Raw genomic sequence first — 21,752 nt, forward strand, 5'->3', positions numbered from 1 at the left:
CCCCAGGGGCCCCCGGGAGTCGCCGCGTCAGGAACTCGCCTCCCCGGGGGTCTCATCGCCGACGAGCAGCGTCCGGACGCGTTCGGCGGTCGCCGCGTCCCTCGCCGCCGTGAACGGCAGCGCGTTCCCGCCGGTGATGCGGAACGGCTCACCGGCGACCGTCGTCTGCGCGCCGCCGGCCTCGGCGACGAGGAGGAGTCCGGCCGCGTGGTCCCAGGCGTACTCCCAGGAGAAGGCGGTGGCGTCGATCGCGCCCCGGGCGACGGCCAGGTACTCGAGGCCGGCGGAGCCGCAGGGCCGGGGCGCGACGCCCTCGGTGACCAGGCCGAGCAGGGCGCGCTTCTGGTCCGGGGTGGTGTAGTCGGGGTGCGAGGTGGCGACCTCCAGGACGGCGCCGGGCGCGGGCGAACCGGCGTGCAGCGGCTGCCCGTTGAGGGTGGCGCCCCGGCCGCGTACGGCCACGGCGAACTCGTCGAGGGCGGGCGCGAAGGTCCAGGAGGCGAGGAGTTCGCCGTGCCGGGCGAGCGCGACGAGGGTGCAGAAGCCGGGGTCGCCGTGGACGAACTGGCGGGTGCCGTCGACGGGGTCCACGATCCACACGGGGGCGTCGCCGCGCAGCGCCTCGTAGAGAGCGGGGTCGGCATGGACGGCTTCCTCGCCGACGACCACGGAACCGGGCAGCAGCGCGGTCAGGGAGGCGGTGAGATGGGCCTCGGCAGCCCGGTCGGCGACGGTGACCAGGTCGTGCGGCCCGTCCTTCTCGACTATCTCCTCCGCGGCGAGCTGCCGGAAGCGCGGCATGATCTCGGCGGCGGCCGCCTTGCGGACCGCCTCCTCCACCTCGGTCGTACGGCCGCCGAGGACGTGCTCAAGGAAGTCATCGATCATGCGTCCAGCTAAGCACGCGGGACTGACGGCCGGACAGGCGCACTCGTCATCCGCCGTTTCCCCGAGGAGTACCCTTTGGCCGAGTTCACCCCTTACATGCAGGGAGGGTCCGTGCACGGCGCGTACCACGGCGAGTACAAGGTCCCCGGCGGAAAGCTGGTGGTCGTCGACCTCGACGCCGAGGACGGCGTCCTGCGGAACGTCCGGGTCGCCGGGGACTTCTTCCTCGAACCCGACGAGGCGATCCTGTCGATCGACCGCGCCCTGGAGGGCGCACCGGTCGACACCGACGCGACCGGGCTCGCGGCCCGGATCGACGCGGCGCTGCCGCCGGGCACGCAGATGTTCGGGCTGACCGCGGAGGGCGTCGGGGTCGCGGTCCGCCGCGCCCTGGCCCACGCCACCGACTGGACCGACTACGACTGGCAGCTGATCCACGAGCCGCCGCAGTCCCCCGCCCTGCACATGGCGCTCGACGAGGTCATCACGGCCGAGGTGGCCGCCGGCACCCGGCCGCCGACCCTGCGGGTCTGGGAGTGGGGCGCCCCCGCCGTGGTCATCGGCAGCTTCCAGTCCCTGCGCAACGAGGTCGACCCGGAGGCCGCCGAGCGGCACGGCATCCAGGTGGTGCGCCGGATCAGCGGCGGCGGGGCGATGTTCATCGAACCGGGCAACACGATCACGTACTCGCTGTCCGTGCCCGACGCCCTGGTGCAGGGGCTCTCGTTCACCGACAGTTACGCCTACCTCGACGACTGGGTGCTCGGCGCGCTCGGTGACATGGGCGTAAGGGCCTGGTACCAGCCGCTCAACGACATCGCCACGGAGGCGGGCAAGATCGCGGGCGCGGCGCAGAAGCGGATGGTGACGGGGCAGGGCGCGGTCCTGCACCACGTGACGATGGCGTACGACATCGACGCGGACAAGATGACGGAGGTGCTCCGCATCGGCCGCGAGAAGCTCTCCGACAAGGGCACGAAGAGCGCGAAGAAGCGCGTGGACCCGCTGCGCCGCCAGACCGGCCTGCCGCGCGAGGCGGTCATCGACCGGATGATCGCCTCGTTCCGGGGCCGGTACGGCCTGTCGGAGGGCCATGTCACGGAGGACGAACTGACGCGGGCGAAGGTACTGGCGGAGTCGAAGTTCGGCACGACGGAGTGGACGGGGCGGGTGCCGTAGGCGGGCGGAGGCCGGGGGGTGGGGGCGCCAGGAGCATGCGGGTGCCGGGGTCGTCGTACGACGGATGCCGAAGCCGGATACCGAATCCGGGTGCCGAAACCGCCGCCCCCGAACCCCGCGTCCGTGCTGCGTAGGGTGGCCGTATGCGTGTCGAGGCGCCGGTGAAGCCCGGTCTGCGGATGGAGAGCGCCGACGGGCGCCGGCTCGTGCTGCTGCAGGGCGCGGTTCCCGTGCTCTTCGCCCGGCAGCGGGTCACGCACCGCGGGCTGCACTACGCGCGCACGGGCCGGTACGCCTCCCCACTGCCCCCGCTCCGGGCCGAACGGGCGCGTGCCGTCGCGGAGTTCGCGGCGCCGGGGTCGGCGGAGTGGTCGGAGCGCTGGGCCGCGTACGCGGAGGTGGAGCTCCGGACGGCGGCCGACGGACCGCTCCACACGGGCGGGTGGCTGCTCGCCCCGGACGCCCACCGGTGGTTCATGGACGGCAACTGGCCCAAGCTCCTGGCCCATGACCCCGACCGGGGCCATCTGACCTGGTTCGGCTACGGCGACCCGGTGGAGGACGCGCGCGATCTGCTGCCGCTGCGGGCGCTGTCGCACCCGGAGGCGCCCCGGGTGAAGGCGTACCGCCGTCAGTACCGGGAGGGCGTGCTCCCGCCGGTGTTCCTCTGGTGGATCAGCGGTCTCAACTCCCCCGTGGTGCTCGACGGTCACGACCGGCTGACGGCGGCGCTCGCGGAGGGCGGCAGGCCGGAGGTGCTGGTCCTCTCACGGGCCGTCGACGCCGCGTGGGTGGCGCTCTTCGCCGAGCGCCCGGTGATCGAGTACGAGAAGCGGGTCGCCGCGCTCGACGGCCCGCTCGCCGCGCTGCGGATCGCGAACGAGAGCCGGAGGCTGGCCTCCGAGCTCCGGGCCGTCGTCCACTCCCCCGATCTCACCCGGGCCTGGCCGTTCCCGGGCGGCGCCCCCGCCTGGGACGCGGCCGCGGCCGCGCACGTACCCGGCTGGGCCCCCGACGCCGAGGCCTGATCGCGTCACCCCCTCGTAGGTCCGGCCCCCTGATCGGGTGACCGTATCCGTCTCCCGTCGTTGAGCCCTCGCGGGCCGGAACGGCGTGCGAGGGACCTGCTGAAACGTCTCCGCACTCTCCCGGCCCGGGAATCACGAAGTCGACGGTACGGAGATCAGGTGGGACGGGCGAGGAAGCTCATGGCGACGGTCGCGGGCGCCGTACTGGCGGTGTGCCCCCTCGGGGTGGCGCCGCCGGCCCAGGCCGTCGTCGGGGGTCAGGAGGCGCGGCCCCACCAGTACCCCTTCATGGCGGGGCTCGTGGACGTCCTGGAGCGACGGGTGATGTGCGGGGGCGCACTGATCGGCGACCGCTGGGTGCTGACCGCCGCCCACTGTCTGACGGGGTCGTACAGCGACACCACGCGGGTGGGCGTGCTCCTCGGCGACCACGACCTGACCACCGGGGACGACAGCCCGCACGCGGTCCTGGTGACCCCGGACCGGTTCGTCACGCACCCGGGGTACGACCCGGAGACCCAGCGCGACGACATCGCCCTGGTCCGGCTGTCCGAACCGGTCGCGCTCAACCGTGACGTGCGCCCGGTCGCGCTGCCCGCCGCGTACGCCCCGGGCACCTTCGACCGCACCCAGGTCGAGGCCCCCGGCTGGGGCACCACCTCCTTCGGCGGCCGCACCTCCGACGTGCTGCGGACCGTGGCGCTCGGGACGATGAGCAACCGGGAGTGCGCGAGCCGGGGGATGGCGCAGGTCGCCCCCACGCAGATCTGTACGTACTCCCCCGGGCGCGACACCTGTCAGTACGACTCCGGCGGCCCCCTGGTCCGCGCGGTCGGGGGGCGGCCGTACGTCGTCGGTCTGGTGTCCTACGGCAAGGAGTGCGCGACCGCCACCCCCGCCGTGAACACCCGTGTCCGGTCCTACGTCAGCTGGATCGAGCGGACGACCGGGCTCCCCCGCGCCTCATGAGCGCGGTGTAGAGGAGCAGCGAGGCGGCGAGCCCCACGGCCCAGCCGTAGTCGGCGAGGGGTTCGAGGAAGGGGATGAGGCCGTCCTCGGGGAAGGGCCCGGTGCCGGGCGCCGAGTGCGAGCCGCCGACCGCGAGGACGCCGCCGACCACGAAGGCGAGCACGGCCACCGGGTTCCAGCCGCCCCGGTACCAGTAGGGGCCGTCGGCCCGGTAGAGGCCGTCGAGGTCGAGGACGGTCCGGCGGACGAGCCAGTAGTCGGCGATGAGGATGCCGGCGACCGTGCCGAGGAGCCCGCCGACGAGGCCGAGCCAGGTGAAGATGTACAGCTCGGGGGTGGCGGTCAGCTTCCACGGCATGATCAGCACGCCGACGACGCCGGTGATCAGCGCGCCGGTACGGAATCCGATCAGCTTCGGGGCGAGGTTGGCGAGGTCGTACGCCGGGGAGACGACGTTCGCCGCGAGGTTTACCGAGAGGGTCGCGACCAGGACGGTCACCAGGGCGAAGAGCAGCCCGAAGACGTTGTCGGTCCGGGCGGCGAGCGCCACCGGGTCCCAGACGGGAGCCCCGTACACGGCCTGCGAGCCGGAGGTGACGAGCACCGAGAGCAGCGCGAACAGGGTCATGGTGGTGGGGAGGCCGAGGGTCTGGCCCCACACCTGGGCGCGCTGGCCGGCGCCGAAGCGGGTGAAGTCGGGGATGTTGAGGCTGAGCGTCGCCCAGAAGGCGATCATGCCCATGAGGGCGGGGAAGAAGACCGGCCAGAAGTCGGCGCCCCAGCCGAGTTTCGACGGCTGGTCGAGCAGCGGCCCGAGGCCGCCGGCCTTGGCGGTGATCCATACGAGGAGGGCGAGCGCGCCGAGGACGACGAAGGGCGCGGCCCAGTTCTCGAAGCGGCGCAGGGTCTCCATCCCCCGGTGGATGATGGCGAGTTCGAGGGCCCAGAAGAGGACGAAGCAGAGCCAGAGCGTCCACGGCTGCCCGCCGATCCGGGAGGCCTCCGCCCAGCCACCGCCGAAGACCTTGTCGAGCAGGACGAAGATGCCCTGGCCGCCGATCCAGGTCTGGATGCCGAACCAGGCGCAGGCGACCCCGGCGCGGACGAGGGCGGGCAGGTTCGCCCCGCGCAGGCCGAAGGAGGCGCGGGCGAGGACGGGGAACGGGATGCCGTACTTGGGTCCGGCGTGCCCGGTGAGCAGCATCGGCAGCAGGACGACGACATTGGCGAGGGCGATGGTGAGGACGGCCTGCTTCCAGTCCATGCCGAGGGCGACGAGACCGGAGGCGAGCATCCAGGACGGGATGTTGTGCGCCATGCCGACCCAGAGGGCGGCGAAGTTGTAGGTGGTCCAGCGGCGCCGGGCGACAGGGACGGGGAGCAGGTCGTCGTTGACGAAGCGGGGGTCGGTGGGGGCGGCGCCGGGGGCGAGTTCGACCGGGGCGTCGGAGGGGGCGGGGGCGGTGGGTCTTCCCGGGGGGACGGTCGCCGTCATGCGGAGGAACCCTTCGTTCGGCGGGGAGGACGGAACGAGGCCCGATCAGGGTCGGTGGGACGGAGTGGCCGGGGATCGTGTCCGGAAGTCCGCCCGGCCGGCCGGGCAGCGCTGGTTTTCGGACACGTTCCAGGGGATGTCTCTACCCGCGCGGCGGCGATCCGGAACCATGCGTGCCCGCGCCTCCGTCCTAGCTGATGGAGACTCAAGAAGCCGCTGTGGTAGGACAGTTCGGTCGAACGATCGAACGACAGCGGAATGTCCGCATGGACGGGGGATCACGAGATGGCAGTCACGGTGCCCGGCTGGGCCGACACGCTCCTGGATCTGATCGGGGTCGCGTGGCCGAACGTCGACGAGGACGCCTACCGGGACATGGCGGACGCCCTCAGAGAGTTCGCCGAGGACCTGGAGGACGACGGGCAGCTCGCGAACAACCACTTCGAGCGGCTGCTCTCCTCGGGTCAGGGCGAGGCGATGGACGCCCTCGACGAGCACTGGGCGAAGATCAAGACCAAGCACATCAAGGACATCGCCGGTGCGGCCCGCACGGTCGCGACCGCCCTGGACACGGCGGCCGCCGCGATCGAGGCCATGAAGCTGGCCGCGCTCGTCCAGCTCGGCTACCTCGCCTCCGAGGCGGGCATCGCCATCTCCCTCATCCCGGTGACGGGCGGTCTGTCCGCGCTGATCGGCGCGGGCGCCATGCGGGCCACGCAGGAGGTGATCAAGCGGCTGATCAAGGAGTGCGTGGAGGAGGCCGTCGGCTACGTCGTGGCCGCGCTGACCGAGCCGGCCGTGGCGGCCCTGGAGGGCATGGCGGCCGACCTCGTCGTACAGCTGGGGGCCGTGGCGATCGGCCTCCAGGACGGGGTGGACCTCGACCGGACGAAGGAGGCGGGCACCGAGGGCTTCAAGGGCGGGGTGGAGTCCGGCAAGGAGTCCCTGAATCTGGCCTCGGCCGGTGGCGGGGGCGGCGGTTCGAAGGGCAGCGGCCTGAAGAACCTGCACATCGAGCACCAGGAACACGATCACGCCTCCACCCAGCTCAACTCCGTCAGCGTGGGCATCCATGGCAAGACGGCGGGCAAGCTCACGAAGGCGAAGACCGCGCACGGCCGCACCCGGGGCCGGGACTCCATCGCCGATGCCATCGACCCGGTCGCCGACAAGGCCCTCGCCGCGCTCACGAAGGCCGCCAAGAACATGGGCGACCACGTCGGCAAGACGCTGCCCAAGGTCGTCAAGCAGATCTCCGTCGACCACAAGAACACCGACGACGACCTCCGCGACCGCTTCGCCCGACAGCGGAAGGGCGACGGCGACGACCAGCGGAAGGGGAACGGCCCCGGCAAGGACGGCCGCGGCCCCACGCGCTCCGACGGCCCGCTCCGCTCCCGCCCCGAACCGCTGCGGGACGCCAAGGACGACCCCCGCCGCAACAGCGTCCCGCTGGACAAGAAGACCTGCAAGAACGACCCGGTCGACGTGGCGACCGGTGTCATGACGCTGCCGCAGACGGACCTGTCGCTGCCGGGCACCCTGCCCCTCGCCCTGGAGCGCACCCACCTCTCCGACTACCGCTACGGGCAGTGGTTCGGGCGGAGTTGGGCCTCCACCCTCGACGAGCGCATCGAGCCCGACCCGGTGGGCGGCGGCGCCGTCTGGGCGCGCGAGGACGGCTCCCTGCTGGTCTATCCGCGCCTCCCGCAGCCGGACGGCGAGCCCGTCCTGCCGGTCGAGGGCCCGCGGGTCCCGCTGGCGCACGGAGGCACGTACGAGGATCTGACCACGTACACGGTCACGGAGCCCGGCACCGGACTCACCCGCTCGTTCACGGGCAGCCCGTTCCGGACGTCGACGGCGTACTGGCTGACCGGGATCACCGACCGCAACGACAACTCCGTGACGTTCGCCCGCCGTTCGGACGGCTCCCCCACCGCCGTCTCGCACAGCGGCGGCTATCTGGTCCGGCTCACCACCGAGAACGACCGGGTCGTCGCCCTGGCGGTGAACACCCCGCGGGGGCCGGTGGACGTCATGACCTACGGGTACGAGACGTCAGGGAACCTCGGCTCGGTCGTCAACTCCTCGGGGCTGCCGCTGCGTTTCACGTACGACCACGCCGACCGCGTGACTTCGTGGATCGACCGCAACGGCTCGACGTTCCGCTACGTGTACGACGGGGAGGGCCGGGTCGTCGAGACCGTCGGCCCCGACGGCCACCTCTCCTCCGCCTTCGCCTACGACACCGCGCGACGGACCACCCGCTACACCGACTCCACGGGCGCCACCACGGTCTACCGGCTCAACGAGCGGCTGCAGACAGTCGCCGAGACCGACCCGCTGGGCAACACCGTCAGCCAGGACTGGGACCGGTACGACCGGCTCCTGAGCCGCACGGACACCCACGGCAGGACGGCGACCTGGACCTGGGACGAGCACGGGCACCTCACGGCCGTGACGACCCCGGGCGGCGCGGTGACCACGGCCGAGTACGACGCGCACGGCATGCCGGTCGCCACCACCGCGCCGAACGGGGCGCGTTGGACGAGGACGTACGACGAGCGCGGCAACCAGCTGTCGCTGGTGGGCCCGGACGGCGCGGAGGTCCGCTTCACCTACGACGGGCACGGCGCCCTGCTCTCCGTCACCGACGTCGACGGCCGCACGGAGACGTTCGTACCGGACCGCGCGGGGCTGCCGCTCCTGCAGGCCGACCAGGCGGGGAACACCGTCACCTTCACCCGGGACGCGTTCGGCCGCCCCGTCACCGCCGACGCCGGCGGGGCCGTCACCACCCTCGAATGGACCGTCGAGGGCCTGCCGGCGCGGCGGACCGCCCCCGACGGCAGCACCCACACCTGGGAGTACGACGGCGAGGGCAACTGCCTCGCCGAGGTCGACGCCTCCGGGGCCCGCACCCTCCACGAGTACACGCACTTCGACCTCCCCTCGGCCAGGACCACGCCGGACGGCGCCCGCCACGAGTTCGGCTACGACACCGAACTGCGGCTCACCCGGGTCCTCAACGCGGCCGGGCGCAGCTGGAGTTACGCCTACGACTCGGTCGGCCGTGTCGTCTCGGAGTCCGACTTCGACGGCCGGACGATCGCGTACGCGTACGACGCGGCGGGCCGCTGGAGCGCACGGACCAACGCCCTCGGACAGACCGTCACCCACCGCTTCGACGACGACGGCATGCTGGTCGCCAAGGAGGCGGACGGCACCGTCACCCGCCTCACGTACGACGTCATGGGGCGGCTGACCTCGGCCGCGTCACCGCACTCGACTCTCACCGTCGAACGGGACGACCGGGGCCGGGTCACCGCCGAGACCGTCGACGGCCGCACCACGCGCTTCCGCCACGACGCGCTCGGGCGGCGCACCGGCCGGGTCACCCCGAGCGGGGTGACCACCACGCTGACGTACGACGCGGACGGGAACCGCTCCGCGCTCGACCTCGGCGGCCACACCCTGCGCTTCACCCACGATCCCCTCGGCCGGGAGGTGCACCGCTCCCTCGGACCGCTCGACGCTCCGCTGGCCCTCTCCACCGAGTGGGACGGCGCGGGCAGGATCAGGGAGCAGACGCTGGCCGTGCCGGGCCGTGTGCTGCGCTCCCGCGCGTACGACTACCGGCCCGACGACCGGGTGCGCTCCGTCACGGACCTCCTCACGGGGCAGACCCGCACCTTCGCACGCGACGCGGCGGGCCGCGCCTCGCGGATCGAGGCCCCCGGCTGGACCGAGACGTACGCGTACGACATCGAGGGCAACCAGACCGACGCCCGGTGGCCGGACCGGGCCCCGCATCCCGAGTCCCGGGGCCCGCGCGGTTTCGAGGGGACCGCGCTCCGCTCCGCCGGGTCGACGAGCTACGTCCACGACGCGGCGGGCCGGGTCGTCGAGCGGCGCAGGAAGCGGCTCTCCCGCAAGCCGGAGGTGTGGCGCTACACCTGGGACGCCGAGGACCGGCTCGTGTCCTGCACGACGCCCGACGGCGTGCTGTGGACGTACCTGTACGACGCGTTCGGCCGCCGGACGGCGAAGCGGCGGCACGGTCCGGACGGCACGGTCGTCGAGCGGACGGTGTTCACCTGGGACGACGCGCGCCTGGCGGAACAGACGGACAGCGTCGGCGCCACCACCCTGACCTGGGAGCACGACGGGCACCGGCCGCTGGCGCAGCTGGAGCACCGGGGGACGGTGGGGGGCGAGGCCGGGGGCGGAGCCGAAGCCGACGCCGGAGCCGGGGACGGTGCCGAGGCCGACGCCGACGCCGGGCAATCCGCCGTCGATCAGGCCGAGTTCGACTCCCGTTTCTTCGCCGTCGTGACCGACCTCATCGGCACGCCCACCGAACTCGTCGACGAGACCGGCCGCATCGCCTGGCGCAGCCGTGCCACCCACTGGGGCGTCACCAGCTGGAACCAGGACGCCGACGCCTATACGCCACTCCGCTTCCCCGGCCAGTACGCGGACCCGGAGACCGGTCTCCACTACAACTACTTCCGGCACTACGACCCGGAGGCCGGCCGCTACCTCACCCCGGACCCCCTGGGTCTCGATCCCGCGCCGAACCCCGCGGGCTACATCGCCGACCCGCTCACGGAGGCCGACCCGCTGGGTCTCGCACCCTGCCTCCAGGCCCTCCAGGACATGGCGACGAAGATCGCGCACGTCTTCCCGGAGGACAAACGGCGCTACCAGACCGTCGCGGTCATCCACGCGATCACACCGAAGGGGCCCCGCACGTTCGTGGCGGGAACGAGCAGGGTGCCGCTGACCAAGGCCCAGATGAAGCTGGCGGAGGAGATGGGCCTCATCCCGATCCCGTCGGACGAGTACCTGCCCAAACCCCCGCCGGGCGAGCGGGGCGGACACGCCGAACAGAACATCCTCCACTTCCTCAACAGGAGGAACGACGCCAACGGCGGGGAGAGCTGGCTGCCGACGCACGGCGCCGCCTCCCGGCCCGTCTGTCCGGACGTCTGCCCGCCGATCATCCGGGCGGCCGCGGGCGGCGGGCGGATCGTGGCGCTCTACGAGCCCAACGGCACCTATCTAAAGTTCTACTGGCCCGACAACTACCTCAGGAAGAAGTAGGAACCACCATGGAGTACGAAGCCGTCCGAGCCGAGCTCACCGCCACCGAGGAGCTGCCGGGCCTCGGCTCGGCGCTCGGCCGGCTCGACTCGCTGCTCGTCAGGGACGGGTCCCACTGGGTCGTGGCGCGCGACGGTGAGCGGGTCGGGGCCGGCCGGGTCTCCGGGGATCCGGGCAGGGTCTTCGAGGCCCGGTACGACTGGCCGCTGCCCGGCACGGAGCGCGTGTACGTCAGCCCGGTGCCCGGCGGCGGTCTCGCGGTGAGCGGCGGCGGCTCCGTCGCCCTCCACGAGGCGGACGGAAGCGTGCGGTGGACGTTCCCGCACCCCGCGTGGCCGAGCGGCACGCACGGCGCCTGCGCCCCGGACCCGTCCGGCACGGCACTGCTCGCGGTCGTCCGGCCGGCCCTCGACACCGACCCGACCGAGGTGCTCCTGAACCTGGACCTCGTCACCGGCGCGGTCCTGGCGTCGACGGAACTCCCGACGCGCTGGGGGACGTACGAGTTCCAGCAGCCCCTCGGTCCGGCCGCCGCCCGGGAGGTCCTCCTCAACGCGGCGCAGGGGCAGGAGGAGGCGTACTCCCTGCTGGTCGCCGCCGGGCGGGAGCGCCTGGCCCTCACCCGGGTCGGCGGCTTCGACGAGCCGTTCACCGGCGACACCCTCCCCTCCGGCGCCTTCCTGACGCTCGCCGTCGCCGGGGAACAGCTCACCCGCTACGACGCACCCGACCGTCCCCGCACGGTGGCGAAGGCGGCCGAGGTCCTCGCGGACGATCTCGTCTTCATGGGGCGACCGGGCTTCCTCGACGGGGAACGGGTCCTGACGGCGGCAGGCGAGGATCCCTGGGAGGAGGAGTGCCGCCATCTCCTCCTGGACGCCACCGATCTGCGCCCCCGCGCGGAGATCACGTATCCCCCGGGCGCGGCGGTGACGTCCCGGACCCTGCCCCTGGGCGACGGCACCTGGCTCACCTTCGCCGAGGACACGATCCAGCGCTGGCGGACCGTCTGACCGCGACGCGGTCGTGCCTGCACTCCTCCCCGTAGGGGTCAGTGATCGGGCTGGGCCCGCACGGTGCCGTGGAGGTAGGCGGCCAGGATCGTCCGGAGCGAGGCGGTCTCGTCGATGGCGGTCCGGTAGAACACCAGCGAGTCCGTGAGGGCGATCAACTCCTCGACGTGCGCGTCCGAGGAGGGGAGTCCCGCCCGGATGAGGGCCGAGGCCGTCACCCGCCGGGTGACGGCGTGGACCTCGGACGCCGACGTCAGCTTCGCCCGAAGGTGTGGCGCGTCATCGAGTTCGAGGATGAGGGCGTACCGGGCCCTCATGTCGTGGCGCCGGAGCGCGAGCGTCTCGACGAGCCCCGCGATCATCGTGGCGAGCTCGTCGACGGCGAGCCGCTTCCCGTCCTTCGCCGCCGCGCCCAGGGAGGCGGCGAGTTCCTCGGCGTCGGCCTTCGAACGGGCGGCGAGCGCGTCGACGATGAGCTCCACGAGCGCGAGCCGTGTCTTCGCGTGATACGACGTCGACCCCTGCGGGATCCCCGCCTCGCGGTCGACGGCCCGATGGGTCAGGGCGCGAACACCGTCGCGGGCGATGACACGAATCCCGCTGTCGGCAATCGCCTCCCGCCGCTCACTGCCACTCAGCACATTCGGAGACACCTCTCGATGCTACAGGTGTAGAGTCTCGGCCCATCGAGGCTCTACACCTGTAGTGGCACCGTCGGGCCGGGCCGGTGGGCGCGCCGCACGGACCCGAAGGAGAGCACCGCATGATGATCGACTTCGTTCCCGATCCGGGCCTGTACCCCTTCGCCTCACGGTGGTTCGACTCGTCCGCGGGCCGGGTCCACTACATCGACGAGGGGTCGGGACCGCCGATCGTCTTCTGCCACGGCTCCCCCACCTGGAGCTTCCTCTACCGCCACCTCGTGAGGGGCCTGCGCGACCGGTACCGCTGCATCGCCGTCGACCACCTCGGCTTCGGCCTGTCCGAGCGTCCGGCCGGCTTCGGCTACACGGTCGCGGAACACACGGCGGTCATGGGTGAACTGATGGACCATCTGCGCCTCGACGGGTTCGTCCTGATGGGACAGGACTGGGGCGGCCCGATCGGCCTCGGTGCGGCGACCGCGCGGGCGGACCGCGTCCGGGGCATCGTGCTGGGCAACACGGCGTTCTGGCCGATCGAACCGCTGGCGAACCGGGCGTTCAGCGCGATCATGAGCACCCGCCCCATGCAACGGCGCATCCTCGAACAGAACCTCCTCGTGGAGCGGTTCCTGCTCGGCTCCACCGGTCCCGCCCTGACCGCGGCCGAGGCCGACCACTACCGCGGCGTGCAGCCCACGAAGGAAGCCCGACGCGGCCTCGCGGTCACACCCGGGGAGATCCGCGCCGCACGCCCCCTGCTGGAGGAACTCGCCCGCGAGGTCCCCGCCCGCCTCGGCGACAAACCGGCCCTGGCGGTCTGGGGCATGCGGGACATGGTGTTCCGGCCGAAGGCGTGCATCCCGCGGATCCGCTCCTCCTTCACCGAACTGAACGTCGTCGAACTCCGCCGGGCGGGCCACTTCGTCCAGGAGGACGCACCGGATCGGATCGCGGAGGCGATCACCGCACGATTCCCCTGAGCCACCACCCTCACGCCCCGGGGCACCACCTCACGCCCTCGGCCGACCGCTCTCGCGGGACGCGAGGACGATCGAACCGCCCGCAGGGCGTGAGTCCGATCACCTTGCCCGCGATCTTTTTGAACGTGTACGTTCAATGCGCGGTCGCCAGGGGTGGGTCTACCGGCCGCGATTCCACGGAAAGTGCCGTGTTTCAGGTCGAGTTCAGTCTCCAGAGGGGGTCGGGGGCATGATCGTCCTCGCGTCTGCCCGTGCGCGTGCCAGGAGCTTGCTGGTGACCCTGGTCATCACGTTACCGGCGCTGGGGGTGATGCCGCCGGAGTGGGCCACGACCGCGGGACCGCAGTCGGGTGCCGACTCGGCGGTGCAGGCCCCCGAGCATCCGGAGGGCACCTCGTTCGACCCGAACCGGATCAAGGACATCAAGGCGGCCGATCCCGGCTCGGGGGTGAACCTGATCGAAGCGCCCTCGGCGAACAACAGCGGTGACGCGCGGTTGTCGTACCCGCTGGAGGTGCCGAAGGGCCGCGCCGGCCTGGAGCCGAAGCTGGCCGTCACCTACAACTCCTCCGGGACGAACGGCTGGCTCGGCGTCGGGTGGGACGTCAGCACCCCGGTGGTCACGGTCGACACCCGCTGGGGGGTGCCGCGCTACGACGCCGGACTGGAGACCGAGACCTACCTGCTCAACGGCGCCCAGCTGACGCCGGTGACGCACCGGAGCAAGCTGCAGGCACGCACCGCGGAGAAGGTGTTCCACTCCCGGGTCGAGGGCCGGTTCGACCGGATCGTGCGCCACGGCGACAGCCCCACGAACTACTGGTGGGAGGTGACCGACAAGCAGGGTGTCCGCACGCTCTTCGGCGGCACCGCCGACACCACGCTCGCCGACGGCGCGGGTCGCCTCGCGACCTGGGCGGCGCGGGAGGTCCGCGACGGCAACGACAACGTCCTGCGCTACCGGTACGCCAAGGTGACCGACGGCGGCACGGCGGGGTCCACGGTGCCGAACAGCGACCTCTACCCGCAGAAGATCACCTACACCGGCCGCGGCGACACCGACGGCAGGTACTCGGTGACGTTCGTCCGGGACCGCGAGCGCGGCGAGCCCCGCCGGGCGGACGTGCGGATCGACGCCAGGTACGGGTTCAAGAAGGTCACCGCCGACCTGCTGCGGCGCGTCGAGGTCAAGCTGGACGACCAGCTGATCCGCGCCTACGAACTGAACTACCGGACCGGCGCGTTCGCCAAGACGCTGCTCACCTCGGTGTCCCAGTTCAGCGAGACCAACGAGCTGTTCAACACCCACACGTTCGACTACTTCGACGACGTGCGCGACCAGTCCGGCAACTACAACGTCTTCGCCACCGCCGCGGGTTGGTCGGTTCCGGACGACGACCTCGGGGTGAACATCCGCGAGGGCGAGGCCAGCGCGATCTCCGCGAACACGTCGGCCGGCTTCGGCGCGCACCTGTTCGCGGGCTACAACGTGCAGGGGCTGCCGACCAAGGAGGGTTCCGTCGGGCTGAAGGTCGGGTTCAGCGCGGGCCAGTCCGACGGCCTGTCGACGCTGACCGATGTGAACGGCGACAACCTGCCGGACAAGGTGTTCCGCAAGAACAACGACGTGTTCTACCGGCCCAACCTGGCCGGGCCCGGGGGTGAGCCGAAGTTCGGCGACACGCCGGTCAAGCTCACCGGCCTCCCCGGGATCTCGACCGAGCGCACACTGTCCGGCACCATCGGCATCGAGTCGTACGTCCTCACCACCTCGGCCCAGCTGGACTTCGTGGGCACCACGACCACCTCGGACCGGTTCTTCAGCGACGTCAACGGCGACGGCATGACCGACCTGGTGAACAACGGCGGCGTGCTGTTCGGCTACCTGGACGCGAACGGTCAGCCCGCCTACAGTGCGGACTCCACCCGCACCCCGGTGCCGATCGGGGGCGGCGCGGTGACCGGCGAGATCGTCGGTGACCAGACAACGCAGTTCAACCGGCAGGTCGACAACTCACCGCTGCTCGACACGGTGCGCCGCTGGGTCGCGCCGTTCGACGGCAACGTCCGCGTGGCCGGCCGCGTACAGCTGGCCCAGGACCCCTCCCCGGCGCGGGCGGCCTACACCAAGGCCGACGGCGTGCGGGTCACCATCCAGCACAAGGACACCGAACTCTGGGCGCAGCGGATCGGCCCGGACGACCACACCGAGTTCACCCCGGGCAATGTGGCGTCGGTTCCGGTGAAGAAGGGCGACGCGCTCTACTTCCGCACCCAGTCCATCCTGGACGGCAAGTACGACACCGTCGCCTGGGACCCGGAGATCACCTACACCGACCTGCCGGCCGGCACGGACGCGAACGGCTTGGCGGACACCGTGTTCCGCGCGTCTGCCGACTTCACCTTCGGCGGCAGGCCGTCCTTGGTGACCGTGCCGGTGAACGGCACGCTGCGGCTGACCGGTGACGTGGTCAAGACCGAGGCGACCTCGGACGACGTGACCGTCGTGATCGAGAAGGGCAACGGCGTCCACCCCGGCACGGAGGTGTTCCGCAAGGTCCTGCCCGCCGCGTCGACCGGCACCACCTCGATCGACCTGAGCATTCCGGTCAGCACGTTCGAGAAGATGTCGTGGAAGCTGAAGACCGACTCCCCGATCGACCCCTCGGCGGTGAGCTGGGCGCCGAAGGCGCACTACACGGCCGCCCAGGGGGTCGAGTCGGTGGTCGACGCCGCCGGCGAGCCCACGCTGGTGATCACCCCGCCGTACGACATGACCATGTACCCGGCCGACACCCTCACCGCACCGCAGCAGTCCTACAAGGCCACCAGGACCGGCCAGTTGAAGGTGCGGCCGAAGATCTCCCTCAACTTCGGGCTCCTCGGTGACGCCAAGATCGCGTTCACGGTGAAGAAGCGCGGCGGGCAGCTGGTGGGCAAACGGATCTTCCAGGCCAAGGACACCTACTTCGGTGGCCAGAACCTCGACCTGACCGTGCCGGTCACCGCCGGGGACGAGCTATACATCGACTACTCCACGGCGGAGCCCGGACTCCTCAGCATGCTCACCGGGCAGTCCGCGTCGGTCACCTACGACGTGACCTCGGCCTGGCCGACCTTCACCCCGGCACCCAGCGCCATGCACGGTTCCGTCGGGCAGGGCGCCTTCGCCCAGCCCTACCGCGGCTGGGGTGTCATCGGCTACCAGGGCAACCGCGACCGCGCCACCCAACCGCTCAAGCAGGCCGAACTCACGCTGGACCAGAGCTTCAAGGACGCGCTTCCCAAGGAACCCAAGGAAGCGGACGTCGCGCCCTTCGCCGCGAACCCCCGGCTCACCATGCCGCGCCTCGCGGTGTTCGCCCCCGTTCCCGCCAAGGGCGGCTGGGCCGCCCAGGACGAGTCCTCCTGGGTCACCGCCGCGATGGCGACGAGTTCCCGCCTCGGCGCGGACACCATCGACATCGTCACAGACGCCGATGTGGCGGGCGACCGGGCGGTGATGCGCCGCGGTGTCACCGGCCAGGTGTCGGCCACCCTCGCGGCGGGCCCGTTCGGCGGCACGGTGGTCGGCGGGCTCACCGCGGGTTCGGTGGACTACCTCGACCTCAACGGCGACGGCTATCCCGACGTCGTCGGCGCCAAGGAGATCCAGTTCTCCGACATGACCGGCGCGCTCGGCGCCACGCGCGGCACCCTCGGCGGCAACGTCCGCGAGGCGGACAACGTCTCCGGCAACGTGTCGCTCTCCGCGGGCGGCGAGACCGCCACCATCGCCAGCGCCCTGGGCATGGCCGCGCCCGACGCGGGCACCAGCGCCAACACCGCCACCACCGGCTCGGTCCAGCCGTCGCTGGGCATCGGCGGCAGCCTCGGCGGCGGCGAGTCCGACACCCGCGTCGAACTGCTCGACATCAACGGGGACGGGCTGCCCGACAAGGTGTTCGACAACGGCGACGCCCAGTTGAACCTCGGCTACTCCTTCGCCGCCCGCGAACCCTGGGCAGCCGGACCGATCAACGACGCGTCCACCCGCAACGTCGGCGTCAACCTCGGGTTCAACGTCGACCGCTACGGCTTCGCGGGCGGCGTCTCCGCCGAGCTGGGGACCTCGTTCACCAACGCGAGCATGCTGGACGTCAACGGCGACGGCCTCACCGACCGGGTGTTCACCGACGGGCCCAACTCGATCAAGGTCGCTGTCAACACCGGCACCGGCTTCACCGCGCCCACCCCCTTCCGCGGCAGCTTCCCCGAGATCGCCGTCGACAAGAACGCCAGTCTCGGCGCGGGCGTCTACTTCACCGTCGGCCTGCCCACCCCCGTCGGCATCTTCGTCTTCAACCCCGGCGCCAGCGCCTCCACCGGCATCAGCCGGGCCGAGACCATCCTGCGCGACGTCGACGGCGACGGACTCGCCGACCACATCAGGTCGACCCGCGACAACGAGATGCTGGTCGCCGCCAACAAGACCGGGCGCACCAACCTCCTGCGCTCGGTGTCGCGCCCGATGGGCGCCCGGATCGACCTGGACTACACCCGCACCGGCAACACCCCGGCCATGCCCGAGAGCCGCTGGGTCCTGTCCCGCACCACCGTGTTCGACGGCCGGACCGGCGACGGGGCCGACGAGCAGCTCACGACCTACCGGTACGAGAACGGCGCGTACGACCGGCTGGAGCGCGAGTTCCGCGGCTTCGGCAAGGTCGTCTCGGAGGTCCGCGATCCCGGTGCGGACCAGGCCGTCTACCGGTCGGTGGCCGACGAGTACAGGACCGACAGCCCGTACACCCGGGGCCTGCTCGCCCGCACGCTCACCACCGACGGCGCGGGCCGCCCGTTCACCGAGACCGTCCACACCTACCGGCTCCACGACATCGCCACCGGTACGACGGCCGATCCGGCGAGCACCACCGCGTCGGTGTTCCCCCAGCCGGTCCGGGTGGACAGGAAGTTCTACGAGGGCGCGCCGGACCCCGCGAAGACCACGCACACCGAGCTGACCTACGACGACTACGGCAACCTGACGGAATCCTTCGACTCCGGGGACGACGGCGTCGGGGACGACGTCCGGACCGACTTCGCGTACACCGCGTCGGACCCGGCGTGCCGGGACCGCCACCTGGTCGGCCTGGCCAGGTCCGTGTCCGAGCGCGCGACCGCGACGGACACCGGGCTGCGGCACCGTGAGGCCACCGTGGACTGCGCGACCGGGGCGCTGCGGCAGATCCGGGAGTACGCGACGCCCACCGACATCGCGGTCACGGACCTGGAGTACCACCCGGACGGGACCCTGCGGTCGGTGACGCGTCCGCCGAACGGGTCCGGCCAGCGGTACAAGCTGGAGTACGGCTACGACACCGTCGTCGGCGTGCACATCGAGTCCGTGGTGGACAGCTTCGGGTACCGGTCGACCACGACGCACAACCTGAAGTACGGCCTGCCGGAGCGGAGCACCGACCAGAACGGCCGGCCGCTGACCATGTCGTACGACAGCGTCGGCCGGCTGGACACGGTCACCGGCCCGTACGAGGCGGGCGGCGACCGGGTCACGGTCGACCTCGACTACCACCCCGAGGCGCCGGTCCCGTACGCCACGACGAAGCACCTCGACCGGGACGCCGGCGGCCCGCGGGCGGACACCATCGACACCGTCACGTTCGTCGACGGTCTGAAGCGGGTGCTGCAGACCAAGAAGGACGCGTCGGTCGACGCGTCGCCGGTGATGACGGTGTCCGGGCGGCTGACGTTCGACTTCCTCGGCCGCACGACGGAGAAGTACTACCCGGTGACCGAGCCCAAGGGCGAGGCGAACACGACGTTCAACACCGCGTTCGACCCGGTGGCCCCGACGAAGGAGTCGTTCGACGTCCTGGACCGGTCGGTCAGGACGCTGCGGCCCGACGGGACCAGCACGGCCGACGCGTACGGATTCGGGCCCGACCGGGCGGGTGCGACACGATTCGAGAAGACGGCGACCAACGCCAACGGCAAACAGCGCCGCGTCTACACCGGCGTCCGCGGCACGACCGAGGCGGTGAAGGAGTTCGCCGGCCGGACGGCCGTCTGGACCAGCTACACGAACGACCCGCTCGGCCGGATCACGACGGTCACCGACGACAAGAACAACGTCACCCGCGCGTCCTACGACGGCCTCGGGCGGCGCACGGTGTTCGACAGCCCGGACGCGGGCCGGACCGAGACGCGCTACGACCTCGCCGGCAACATCACGTCGAAGACCACCGCGAACCTGCGGGCCACGGGCGGGACCATCGAGTACGAGTACGACTACTCCCGGCTGAAGGCCGTCCGGTACCCGAGGTTCCCGGCCAACGACGTCACGTACTCCTACGGCGCCCCCGGCGCGGCGGAGAACGCCGCGTCGCGGATCACCGAGGTCCGGGACGCGGCCGGGACGACCACCCGCGGCTACGGGCCGCTGGGCGAGCTGACCCGGGAGACGCGCGTGATCAGCGCCGTCGCCGGCGCGCCCCGCACGTACACGACCGCGTGGCGCTACGACAGCTTCAACCGTGTGCTCCAGCTGACCTACCCCGACGGCGAGGTGCTCACCTACGCCTACGACTCCGGTGGCCAGGTCGCGCGGGCGACCGGCGCCAAGGGCGGCACCGACTACACCTACCTGGAGCGGCTGGACTACGACAAGTTCGGCCAGAAGACCCTCCAGGAGACCGGCAACGGGGTGCGCACGACCTACACCTACGACGCCGAGGACCGCAGGATGGCGACGCTGAAGTCCGCCGCGCCCGACGCGTCGACGTTCCAGGACGTGGGCTACACCTACGACGCCGCGGGCAACGTCACGTCGCTGGCGAACTCCGCGCCGCGGAACGCGGAGATCGGCGGTCCGAGCTCCCAGACGTACGGCTACGACGACCTGAACCGGCTGACGTCGGCGTCCGGGCAGTACACGGACAAGAACAATCAGGTCAACACGTACGACCTGACCCTGGGATACGACTCCGTGAACAACATCACGGGCAAGTCCCAGCGCCACGAGATCACCGGCGGCGTCCCCGCCTTCCCGGTCGGCACCGGCTCCCCCGGCCCGATCGAGCCGGTCGACGACCCGTCGAACCCGCCCGAGGTGCAGGACAGGACCACGTACGACTACGCCTACGCCTACGGCGGTGACAAGCCGCACGCGCCGAGCCGGGTCGGCCCGGTCACGAACGCCTACGACGCCGACGGCAACCTCACCGCCACGGTGAACACCGCCGCGGCGGGCAAGCGCCGGCAGTACGTGTGGGACGAGGAGAACCGCCTCGCCTGCAACCAGGACACCACCGCCTCGACGGTCGAACAGGGCCCCGCGGGCTGCGCGGACGCCACCGTGTCCTATGTGTACGACGCGACGGGTGAGCGGGTGGTCAAGAAGGGCGAGAGCCTCTCGCTGTACCCCAACCGGAACTACAGCGAGCGGGACGGCACCGGCTACAAGCACGTCTTCATCGGCGACACCCGCCTGACCACCAAGACCGTGGCGGACGGGGTCGAGAACGCCCAGTCGTTCTTCCACACCGACCACCTCGGCTCGTCCGGGTACGTCACGGACGGCACGGGGGCGGTGACCGAGCACCTGGAGTACTTCGCGTCCGGGGAGACCTGGGTGGAGGAACGGGCCGGGGAGACGGACACGCCGTACCGGTTCACAGGCAAGGAACTCGACGGCGAGACGGGTCTCAACTACCACGGCGCCCGCTACTACAACCCGCGCACCCAGCTGTGGGCGAGCGCGGACCCTGCCCTGCCGGAGTACCTCGACACCGAACTCGCGGGCGGGATCGCCGAACCCCGCAACCTCGCCGCGTACACGTACGCGCACCACAACCCCGTCAAGCTGGTCGACCCGACGGGACGGGCGCCCGAAGCGGCCTACAACCAGCTCACCGTCTTCATGGCCCGAGAGATGTCGATCAACTCCCGCTCCGGCCCGGTGCAGAAGATGAACGCCATCAACACCAACAACACGGACACGAAGTGGTACCAGCCGAATCGCTACGCCGACAAGGCGGCGGCGCTGCTGGCATGGAAGGAACTCGTCAAGACCGGCGGCCCGTGGGACCACAAGGACGAGATCCAGGGGATGACCGGCCAGGTGTGGGGCTGGACCGACATCCCCGGTACCGACGGCCAGATCCGGGACGACTTCTGGTCCAACGTCCACTACGGCTTCGTGGGCACGGCGGCCGGGTTCAGTCACGGGCTGCTGCAGACCGGCGCGGGCCTGGTCGACCTGAAGGAGAACCAGACGCTCTACAAGGCCGACATGGCCGCCATCGCGTTCGGTGTCGGCCTGTACCAGAAGTTCGGCGACAGGGGTCTGACCCCCGAGGACCTCCACGCGGAGATCATGAGCAAGTACGAGGCCCTGAAGAACGCCGGGATGATCCGGGACAAGCCGAAGTAGCCGGAGGCGGGCGCGA

10 protein-coding genes are annotated in these 21,752 nt (G+C 71.5%); 7 read left to right on the top strand and 3 right to left on the bottom strand.

The features are described from left to right. Positions 1-27 precede the first annotated feature (27 nt). Entirely contained in the window at positions 28-888 is an 861-nt protein-coding gene (locus ASD33_RS22080; RefSeq protein WP_056562977.1) for an inositol monophosphatase family protein, read from the bottom strand. A 96-nt stretch (positions 889-984) separates the two neighbouring features. Here ASD33_RS22080 and ASD33_RS22085 point away from each other — a divergent pair, with 96 nt between their 5' ends. The 3 genes from ASD33_RS22085 to ASD33_RS22095 all read left to right on the top strand — a co-directional run bounded on the left by ASD33_RS22085 (position 985) and on the right by ASD33_RS22095 (position 4,064). Beyond that, entirely contained in the window at positions 985-2,067 is a 1,083-nt protein-coding gene (locus ASD33_RS22085) for a biotin/lipoate A/B protein ligase family protein (RefSeq protein WP_056563254.1), read from the top strand. 143 nt (positions 2,068-2,210) lie between these two features. Continuing rightward, entirely contained in the window at positions 2,211-3,095 is an 885-nt protein-coding gene (locus ASD33_RS22090) for a hypothetical protein (RefSeq protein ID WP_056562980.1), read from the top strand. 180 nt (positions 3,096-3,275) lie between these two features. Beyond that, positions 3,276-4,064 (top strand): serine protease, encoded by a 789-nt coding sequence (locus ASD33_RS22095; RefSeq protein ID WP_056562983.1) that lies wholly within the window; start codon positions 3,276-3,278, stop codon positions 4,062-4,064. Here ASD33_RS22095 and ASD33_RS22100 read toward each other — a convergent pair. Further along, a complete protein-coding gene (locus ASD33_RS22100; protein ID WP_056562986.1) occupies positions 4,021-5,559 on the bottom strand; it encodes an NCS1 family nucleobase:cation symporter-1 in 1,539 nt (512 codons plus the stop codon). The genes ASD33_RS22095 and ASD33_RS22100 overlap by 44 nt on opposite strands. Before the next feature lie 285 nt (positions 5,560-5,844). Here ASD33_RS22100 and ASD33_RS22105 point away from each other — a divergent pair, with 285 nt between their 5' ends. After that, a complete protein-coding gene (locus ASD33_RS22105; RefSeq protein ID WP_056562989.1) occupies positions 5,845-10,668 on the top strand; it encodes a DUF6531 domain-containing protein in 4,824 nt (1,607 codons plus the stop codon). Positions 10,669-10,676: 8 nt separating this feature from the next. Continuing rightward, entirely contained in the window at positions 10,677-11,681 is a 1,005-nt protein-coding gene (locus ASD33_RS22110; RefSeq protein WP_056562992.1) for a hypothetical protein, read from the top strand. A gap of 38 nt (positions 11,682-11,719) precedes the next feature. Here the strand turns inward: ASD33_RS22110 and ASD33_RS22115 are convergent, their stop codons facing one another. Beyond that, positions 11,720-12,322 carry a hypothetical protein gene (locus ASD33_RS22115; protein ID WP_056562995.1) on the bottom strand — a complete coding sequence of 201 codons (603 nt, stop codon included), beginning with the start codon at positions 12,320-12,322 and terminating at the stop codon, positions 11,720-11,722. Positions 12,323-12,444: 122 nt separating this feature from the next. On the opposite strand from ASD33_RS22115, the gene ASD33_RS22120 reads away from it, so the two are divergent. Continuing rightward, complete coding sequence (locus tag ASD33_RS22120; RefSeq protein ID WP_056562999.1) at positions 12,445-13,305, top strand: haloalkane dehalogenase; 861 nt, start codon at positions 12,445-12,447, stop codon at positions 13,303-13,305. Positions 13,306-13,579: 274 nt separating this feature from the next. Beyond that, complete coding sequence (locus ASD33_RS22125) at positions 13,580-21,736, top strand: SpvB/TcaC N-terminal domain-containing protein (protein WP_242427153.1); 8,157 nt, start codon at positions 13,580-13,582, stop codon at positions 21,734-21,736. Positions 21,737-21,752 lie beyond the last annotated feature (16 nt).

The sequence above is a fragment of the Streptomyces sp. Root1304 genome (genome assembly GCF_001426405.1).
Classification (GTDB): domain Bacteria; phylum Actinomycetota; class Actinomycetes; order Streptomycetales; family Streptomycetaceae; genus Streptomyces.

Coding starts and splice junctions, on each gene's coding strand:
- ASD33_RS22080 (WP_056562977.1), bottom strand. CDS start 888: ATGATCGATGACTTCCTTGAGCACGTCCTCGGCGGCCGTACGACCGAG.
- ASD33_RS22085 (WP_056563254.1), top strand. CDS start 985: ATGCAGGGAGGGTCCGTGCACGGCGCGTACCACGGCGAGTACAAGGTC.
- ASD33_RS22090 (WP_056562980.1), top strand. CDS start 2,211: ATGCGTGTCGAGGCGCCGGTGAAGCCCGGTCTGCGGATGGAGAGCGCC.
- ASD33_RS22095 (WP_056562983.1), top strand. CDS start 3,276: ATGGCGACGGTCGCGGGCGCCGTACTGGCGGTGTGCCCCCTCGGGGTG.
- ASD33_RS22100 (WP_056562986.1), bottom strand. CDS start 5,559: ATGACGGCGACCGTCCCCCCGGGAAGACCCACCGCCCCCGCCCCCTCC.
- ASD33_RS22105 (WP_056562989.1), top strand. CDS start 5,845: ATGGCAGTCACGGTGCCCGGCTGGGCCGACACGCTCCTGGATCTGATC.
- ASD33_RS22110 (WP_056562992.1), top strand. CDS start 10,677: ATGGAGTACGAAGCCGTCCGAGCCGAGCTCACCGCCACCGAGGAGCTG.
- ASD33_RS22120 (WP_056562999.1), top strand. CDS start 12,445: ATGATGATCGACTTCGTTCCCGATCCGGGCCTGTACCCCTTCGCCTCA.